Source organism: Halomonas sp. Cn5-12, assembly GCF_021532545.1.
GTDB classification, from domain to species: domain Bacteria; phylum Pseudomonadota; class Gammaproteobacteria; order Pseudomonadales; family Halomonadaceae; genus Vreelandella; species Vreelandella aquamarina.
Map to the genome: position 1 here is coordinate 1 of NZ_JAKGAY010000062.1, position 5,343 is coordinate 5,343.

Here is a 5,343-nt window from a genome sequence, read left to right on the forward strand (position 1 = left end):
CGGGCGAGGCTTCCCACTTCTCAGGCAGCTGCCGACGATGTGCCGGACTTACGCAAGCCTCCATGGGATTACCGCAGCTTGTATTATGTTACAACATAATAAGATCTTGATTTTATTGATTAATTAGAAAGGTAACAGCTTTAGGTTTATTTCGAGGGAAAACCGATCACTTTTTTGTTCTCTGCGATGGCTCGTAGACGCTGATTCTCCGCGACTAGAGTGGCCATTTCAGAAGCCATGTCTCGATTGAGTTCGCGGGCGTGAACATGCTCCTGTCTGAGTCCGGTGTATTTGGCTCTCAGCTCTTTGAGCTCGGTATTCTTTTCGTCCCGTTGTGCCCGGACAGCCTTGTTTCCGGATTCTCGAATACGCTCAGCGAGTCCAGGGTGATTGTTGTGAATGGTGGCTCGGCTGACCCCGGCTTCCTCGGCCACAGACTGGATGCTGAGCTTGCGTCCCGGCTTAACCACCTTGGGGCGACCTTTCTCTATTCTTACAATGGCTTGGCGTATAGCCTTTGCGGTCAATTCACCCCGCGTTGGGGGTTGGGAAGTATCTTTAGGTTGCGACATAAGCCAGATCCTCTTCAGTTGCCCCAAGCCCCTTCAGGACCGCCTCGCAGCGCTTAAGATCACGCTCGACTCGCTCGGTTCCTCCAGGTCCAATGTCTGTGAGGTCGCGCAACTCGATCTGCTGTGCATAAATACCCTGCCATACAGCCTTACGTGACTCATCGATAACCGCATTGCCACAATCAGCACAACGTGTTTTCTCTACGCCCTGGCCACCGTTGCAACCTCCGGTGTCGGCGGTACACCACGCGACACCAGTGGCTCGCAGATGAACTAGGGGGCTGATCGTCTTAGCCATCTCAGCGCGATTCTCCTTGGCAGCCAGCGCCTCGTTCTTCGTGCGGAAGGCCCGGATTGGTTCGGCAGCACCTCCCACCAGAATGGCATCAGGCTCCAGCCAGTGCTCCAGAAGATCGGTCTTGATGCTCAGTGCGGCCAGGCCCACGCTGTCGTAAAGCTCGGCATCTTGGAGCCGGGACATGGCGTACAAAGTGGTCATGTCTAGCGACCAGTGCTTGAAATGATCCCGCAGGTAGCGAAGGTCGCCAAAGGCGCTGTGAGCCGCGTAGACCGCGAAGGTGCGCCGGAACTGGTGCGGCGCAAAGCGCCAGTCCAGCCCACACTGGGCAGCAAACGCATTGAGGCGATCAATGATCGAATCTCTCGAAAGAGTTCCGACTCGGTTGTTCTGTCTCGTTGAGACCGCGAGGAATAGACGACGGGTATGCTCTTTCAGTCGCGCAATGTCGGGGTCCTTCGGATCGTCAGTTCGCAGATCAAAAATACGTTGTTCCAGTTGCGCTTGCAGGGAGCGCACCAGGCTCTCCGCCACCGTGAGGGCGCGGTGAGTAATCTCGGCTACCAGCCATTCACAGGCTCCCGCGCCTGTCTTGTACGAGGTGCCGCGCATCCAATGAAAGGGCTCACCCTCTTCATCCAGCGTTTTGAACGCACACTGATTTTCCAGTGAACAGAGTTCGGATACGCGGATACCGGTGGTGATCAGGATGATGCTCATGCACGCCGTTTGAAGGTGTTGCTCCGCTGTACGAATGCCGCTTAACGTCCAGCCGAGTTTTTTCAGGCGCGGTTGAATGAACCTAAAACTCCGATCCTCTGACTTCCAGCCTTCCACCTGAGCGCGGAGACTAATGATCTCATCGGCCCGGTCCAGCCATTCAATCGACGACTGGAACAGTGGTCCTAGAATATCATCCGGAATGATTTCGGTTCTGGCTTCTTGGAGTTGAGGATTGCCTTGCCCCGTCAGCCCTGCCAGGTACTTTGCTGACGATTCCGGCCAGGGGTGTCGCATAGGGTCATCGGACTGCTGACTGAGGATATGGACTGTTTCTACAGCCAAGAAACGCTGCTTCAGCGTGCCACCTGAAAGCGGTTTCCCTTTTCGGCCCCTCAGCCCTCTGCAAAAGCTTACATATTGATGCCCGATCAGCGGCGTCGCGTCGCTCAGTCGGGCTATGCTTTGGTCCTGAAGCCAAGTCAGAAACAATGTCACGCTCTGGAAAAACTGGTATATCGTGATGCCCTTGGGTCGGCTGCGGCCTTCAATGCCGTTCAGGATGTAATGCGCCGTACAGGCACGCAGCGTTTCTCGAAACATCACAGGCACACGTAAGAAGTTGAGCTTTTTCTGGGTATCTTTCGCTCCAGCAGGAAAAAGGCTGTCTGGCAGAGTCCACACATCATCACTGTAGCGGCTCAGAACGTAGTAGGAGCCGTCTTCCAGACGCATGCCCGAGATGAGCGCGTTTGGGTTGATCATTCCTGTCTGGACGGCATGGAGGGCTTTGAGTTGCCCTGCACGGAATTCGGCTGCGTTCATGCTATGTCCTCCAAGCGCTCCGGATCACGCCAGAAGGGGTGTGGGTCGACCTCCGCCCGCTGCCGTTGGATACTCACCAGCTCGCCATCAAATTGCGGGGCGATCTCTTGGTCGATGATTCGGATGATATGACCGTAGACCCGTTTCCACGCGCTCGCACCCATTTTCTGGCGCATCCTGACCAGTGCCCAATAAAGACTGAAGACACGGTGGAGATCATCACTCGTCACAACGAATGACCGACAACGAAAGCAAGCCAGAAACTTCTGGCAGTGCTCGCCATTCTTGGGTGCACGTTCACCGTTCAAGGTATCCCGACAGTGGGCTATCGGCGTGTTCTGTGTCGGCAGAGGTGCAACCTTGCCGTGGTTCAATAGCTCTTCAGTTCGAACCTCGCCCATGAGCCGCCAATCTTGCTCAGCCCTTTCCGGAGCTTCCAGATAGTGGTTGTCGGACACCTTCGGGGTATGGCCACCGAGCCTTGCTGTCAGGAAGGGGTCCTGGCCGGACAGGGTGAACAGATGGTTCTCAAACGTCTTACGCAGACGCATGACGTTGAGCCTCAGAGGCTTGCCGTCAGCATCGGTTATCTGATGCCGGTCGAGAAACGCCTTAATGCCGCGGGTGAGAGTGTGTTGAGCCAGCCGGCCCATTTTCCCGGCGTTTTTCCTGGATAGGCTCTCGTAGACAAACAGAAACGCCGGGGAGTTACTCGACTGTCGTATCGTGTCGTTGCGCTCGCGCACAAGATCTATGATGCGGGCCACGTCAGGCAGCGCCGACACCATCGACTCAACATCGGCGGCGCGACGCAGGCTCTGGATGTGCGTGGCGTTGCCGCGACGCTTAAAGCTGACCAGCACGTACCTGTCTGACTTGATGGGATGGGGCTGAAGGCAGTCGGTCAGGAGCTCCAGGGCGGGGGTCGGATTGATGCCCGTTCGCGCTGCAATGGCCAGCAGGCAGACAGCAAGTTCTTCTGAGGTTAGCGACCCACTTCCTTTGATAATCGCCCGCATATCGGTTTTTAGCGCCTGCAGAACGCTACGGCGCTCTGGCTCGCTCAAAGCGGTCTGTCCCTTCATTGATCGGTTGGAGTTTGGAAAGGGGTTGCGCGGAAAAATATCTTTGGCAATCCAGCCTGATTCTCCCATCGCCGCCAGTACCGCCTTGGTGGTTGCGTATCGAACCTTCTGGCTCGACAAGCGGACATCCGACTGCCGCAAATGGGCAATGAATTGGTCGATAAACTGACGGTCAATATCATCCAGGCGCAGCTCACGTTTCAACGCGGCAGACATTGTGGCACAGAAGGGTAGAAAGGCTGATAACCCGTTTTGGTGATATCTAGCGATAGTAGCCGCGCTGAGCGTTTTTCCATCGCTTTCGGCGCAGGCCCTGGCCATAAGATCCAGTGCGCGTTGAGTGGCATAGACCACCACATCGCATCCGTTTCCGTAGTGCTTAGCGAAATCAAGGTTGCGTCGACCCGTCGCATTTTCGGGCAAGGACACGACCATCTGAGCTGGAGGTAGACTCGTGAGTTCCAACGTTTTGTCACTGGCATCTTTGCCAGGGCGGGAGGCTGTCGATTGAAGTTTTTTTCTAGGCACTGCCAATCTCCCTGCTGATCAGATCGATTTCGCTTTGGTAGTCGTTCATCAGCGCATCCTCAAGCTCTGAGAGACAGTGCAGGTATTTCTCGGTGGATGTGACCGAGGCGTGGCCCAGGCGGTCGCGTACGTACAGCAAGGCATGGGTCTGGGCCTTGGATTGCATCATTGCGTACAGCGTATGCGTGGCGTAGGTATGCCGCAGAATATGGACGTTGATGTAAGGAATGCCGGCAGCCGCCCCAGCCTTCTTTACAAGGCCCAGAAAGGCTGCCCCGTCGTTCGCGTAGGGTTGGCCGGATTCCGTCAGGAACAAAACGGACTGGCGCTGGCCAGAAATGTTCTCATGCTGATGGCGACGGTTCAGGACGTATTGCCAGAGGGCTTCCATGACGGTGCGAGGCACGTCGATTCCCCGGGGCTGATTCCGCTTGATGGTCATGTCGCGCGGATCGAGATTGATCCGGATGAAGGAGCGGTGCTTGGTGTACATCACTGGATCGATCACGTACTTCAGCGGAAACGTAGCCAGCTCTTCACGGCGCAGTCCTGTCGTGAGCGCCAACCGCATGATCAGCTTGTGAGTGGGATTGGTGGTAGCATTCAAGAGATCAACCGACTGATGCTTGCTCAGCACCCGAATTACGGTTCGCGGGGTCCTCAGCATGACATCTGCGGTCGTGCGACTCCCACCACTCGCATCGACGTGAGCGAGGAAGCCTTTAGGTTGCCTCACCGTTACCGTTTCCATCGAATACGGAACAGTCGTCACCCAACCACTGTTGGCGGCATACCGGTAGAACGCGCAAAGAAGTCGTAGTCGCGCATTCACCGTTGCTGCGGAAAGGCTTCCACCCTCGGGACTCAGATTCCAATCACGGAACTCCGCCAGGATCGTCGCTTCTCGGTCATTGCCCACATCACACCAGTCAATGTCATTCACCTCACACCAGCCAAAGAACTGATACAACGCTTTCCCGTAGGTGACCCACGACTTCTTGGATTGAACCCTTCCACGCTTGATCAGGTGTGCTATGCAAAAGTCCAGAGCTTCCTCAACAACCTTCCCCTCCCTAGAAATAAGGATTGGAAAACCGGAGTAGCTTAGGCCGTTGAGCTTGAATTTGTTCGTGCTGAAGAAGAGGTCCATATTGAGACTCTAGCATGATATATCACTTTTGTAAGCGGTAATCATGGGCAGAGACGGACAGCCCTTCCGCCTTCAGCTCGATAATGCCTTGATGCTTGATGTTCAGCGCCGCGTTGATGTCCCGGTCGTGCTGTGTGTGGCAGGCGGGGCACTCCCACGACCGGA

The 5,343-nt window shown here is 55.7% G+C and carries 5 protein-coding genes; all 5 read right to left on the reverse strand.

Annotated elements, in window-relative coordinates:
- Nucleotides 1–146: 146 nt before the first annotated feature.
- On the reverse strand, nucleotides 147–572 hold the full coding sequence (locus tag L1249_RS17055) for a hypothetical protein (protein WP_137093410.1): 426 nt from the start codon (nucleotides 570–572) through the stop codon (nucleotides 147–149).
- Nucleotides 559–2,415, reverse strand: coding sequence for a tyrosine-type recombinase/integrase (locus L1249_RS17060; protein ID WP_137093412.1), 1,857 nt, complete (start codon nucleotides 2,413–2,415; stop codon nucleotides 559–561). Before L1249_RS17060 ends, L1249_RS17055 begins: the two co-directional genes overlap by 14 nt.
- Complete coding sequence (locus L1249_RS17065) at nucleotides 2,412–4,028, reverse strand: phage integrase SAM-like domain-containing protein (RefSeq protein ID WP_137093414.1); 1,617 nt, start codon at nucleotides 4,026–4,028, stop codon at nucleotides 2,412–2,414. The genes L1249_RS17060 and L1249_RS17065 overlap by 4 nt, the downstream gene beginning before the upstream one ends.
- Nucleotides 4,021–5,178 carry a tyrosine-type recombinase/integrase gene (locus L1249_RS17070; protein ID WP_137093415.1) on the reverse strand — a complete coding sequence of 386 codons (1,158 nt, stop codon included), beginning with the start codon at nucleotides 5,176–5,178 and terminating at the stop codon, nucleotides 4,021–4,023. Before L1249_RS17070 ends, L1249_RS17065 begins: the two co-directional genes overlap by 8 nt.
- A 22-nt stretch (nucleotides 5,179–5,200) precedes the next feature.
- The coding region (locus tag L1249_RS17075; RefSeq protein WP_235253793.1) for a transposase at nucleotides 5,201–5,343 on the reverse strand (143 nt) is incomplete at its 5' end.

Excerpts from the sequence above, each read along its gene's own strand:
- L1249_RS17055 (WP_137093410.1), bottom strand. The coding sequence starts at position 572 with ATGTCGCAACCTAAAGATACTTCCCAACCCCCAACGCGGGGTGAATTG.
- L1249_RS17060 (WP_137093412.1), bottom strand. The coding sequence starts at position 2,415 with ATGAACGCAGCCGAATTCCGTGCAGGGCAACTCAAAGCCCTCCATGCC.
- L1249_RS17070 (WP_137093415.1), bottom strand. The coding sequence starts at position 5,178 with ATGGACCTCTTCTTCAGCACGAACAAATTCAAGCTCAACGGCCTAAGC.